We start from the raw sequence: 2,024 nt of genomic DNA on the forward strand, positions 1-2,024 counted from the left end.
TCGACGGCGCGCAGCGCGCCGAGCGGGTCGTCGGTGCCCATGTCGAAGGGGAAGTCGGAGCCGAGCAGCACCCGGTCGGGGCCGGCCACCCGGATCAGTTCGCGCAGGACGTGCGGGTCGTGGACGAGGGAGTCGAAGTACAGCCGCTTGAGGTAGCTGCTGGGCGGGTGCGCGCAGGCGCGGGCGTCGGCGCGGGCACGCCAGGCGTGGTCGGAGCGGCCGATGTGGGTGGGCAGGTAGCCGCCGCCGTGGGCGGCGATGACGCGCAGCCCGGGATGGTCGTCCAGCACGCCGGAGAAGATGAGGTGGGAGAGCGCGACGGCGTTCTCGGTGGGCTGGCCGACGGTGTTGGACAGGTACCACCGGTCGAGGCGTTCGTCGAGTGTGCAGCCGAAGGGGTGCAGGAAGAGGATCGCCCCGGTTTCCTCGGCACGCTGCCAGAACGGTTCGTAGGCGGGGTCCGACAGCTCGCGCCCCGGCGCGTGGCTGGAGATCTCGACACCGCGCAGGCCCAGNNGTCGAGGGCTTCGACGGCGTGGTCCGGGTGCTGGAGCGGGACGAGGCCGAGGCCGTGCAGACGTTGCGGGGCTTGGGCGACGTGCTCGGCGGTGCCGGTGTTGGCCTCTTCCCAGACCGTGCGGGCCAGCGTCTCGTCGGCCCAGTAGTGGTAGTGCGAGGGGGAGGGCGAGACCAGTTGGACGTCGATCCCGGCGGCGTCCATCGCGGCGAGCCGGGCCTTGACGTCGGTCAGTTTCGGGATGCGGTCGCGCAACATCGGGCCGCTGACGGCAGCGGCCTCTGGGCCGTTGCGGCGGGCGTCGAGAGCACGGGCGGCGGCCAGGGCGGGGTGTCCTGCGACGGCGTCCTCGATGCGCGGGAGCAGGACGTGCGCGTGCACGTCGATCGTGGGTGCGCTGCTCAGCGGACGCGCGGAGTTCACGGGGTTTCCTTGATGACGGACATCGTGCGGGACATCAGACCGGCCATGTCGACGTTCCGGTTGCCGTCCAGCTGCCACTGACCGAGCTGCACCGAGGCGTCGACCACCGTGCGGACGCGGTCGATCCGGCGTTCGTAGAAGCCGGTCAGCAGGGTGTCCAGGGAACCCCAGTCCTGGTGGCCGCTCAGCATTTCGGCGAGCACGGAGGCGTCTTCGAGCGACATGGCCGCGCCCTGGGCGATGGTGGGGGGACAGGAGTGGGCGGCGTCGCCGATCAGGACGACCCGGCCGCGGTGCCAGGAGCCCTCGACGAGCAGCCGGGTGAACCACGTGTAGTTGACCTTGGCGGGGTCGGTGATGCTCGCGGCGATCTCCGGCCACACGCCGCCGTAGTTCGCGGCCAGCCGGCGCATCTCCTCCGCGTAGGAGGCGGGGTCGATGGCGGTGCGGTCGCGGTTGGCCTCCACGAGGTAGGCGTAGATGGTGTCCTGGCTGGTGGGGCAGTAACCGGCGATGTAGCAGGGGCCGCCGTAGCTCAGGTCGGAGCGCTCCACGCCCTCGGGGCGGTGCGTGGCGACACGCCAGATGGCCATGCCGGTCGGCTCGGGCTGGTCGCTGATGCCGATCAGGGCGCGGGTGGCGGAGTTGACGCCGTCGGCGGCGATGACGAGGTCGTAGCGCCCTTCGGTGCCGTCGCTGAAGCGGACGGTGACGCCGGTTCCGTCCTGGGCCAGCTCGTCCGCGNNTGCCCGCGATCGCGGGCAGGTCATCGCCACCCGTGCGGATGTTCTGCTGGACGTGGAACACCGTCCCGTCGGGCGCGGCGAGGCCCACGGAGTCGAAGGCGAAGCCGGTCTTCTGGACCTCGTCCCACACGCCCAGTTCGCGCAGGACGCGCAGCGCGTTGCCCTGCAGGGTGATGCCGGAGCCGAGGACGCCCCAGTCAGGTCGTGCCTCGATCAGGTCCACGGTGATGCCTGCCCGCCGCAGCAGCACGGTCACGGCGTTGCCGGACGCGCCACCGCCGATGACGAGGACGGTGCGAGGACGGGGATCTGTCATGGGGTCTCCCGGTGAGGGCCGC

General features: G+C 71.6%; 2 protein-coding genes and 1 pseudogene. All 3 read right to left on the reverse strand.

The annotated features are described in order from the left end of the window. Nucleotides 1–662: amidohydrolase family protein (locus tag B0F77_RS46325; protein ID WP_211294383.1), on the reverse strand; the 662-nt coding region annotated here is incomplete at its 3' end. Between the two features lie 274 nt (nucleotides 663–936). Then, nucleotides 937–1,710 carry an FAD-dependent monooxygenase gene (locus B0F77_RS46330; protein ID WP_245849570.1) on the reverse strand — a complete coding sequence of 258 codons (774 nt, stop codon included), beginning with the start codon at nucleotides 1,708–1,710 and terminating at the stop codon, nucleotides 937–939. Between the two features lie 130 nt (nucleotides 1,711–1,840). After that, a pseudogene (locus B0F77_RS50445) lies at nucleotides 1,841–2,002 on the reverse strand (NAD(P)-binding protein); the annotation flags it as partial. Nucleotides 2,003–2,024: the final 22 nt, after the last annotated feature.

It is taken from the genome of Lentzea kentuckyensis (assembly GCF_002150765.1).
In the GTDB taxonomy this organism is placed as follows: Bacteria; Actinomycetota; Actinomycetes; order Mycobacteriales; family Pseudonocardiaceae; genus Lentzea; species Lentzea kentuckyensis.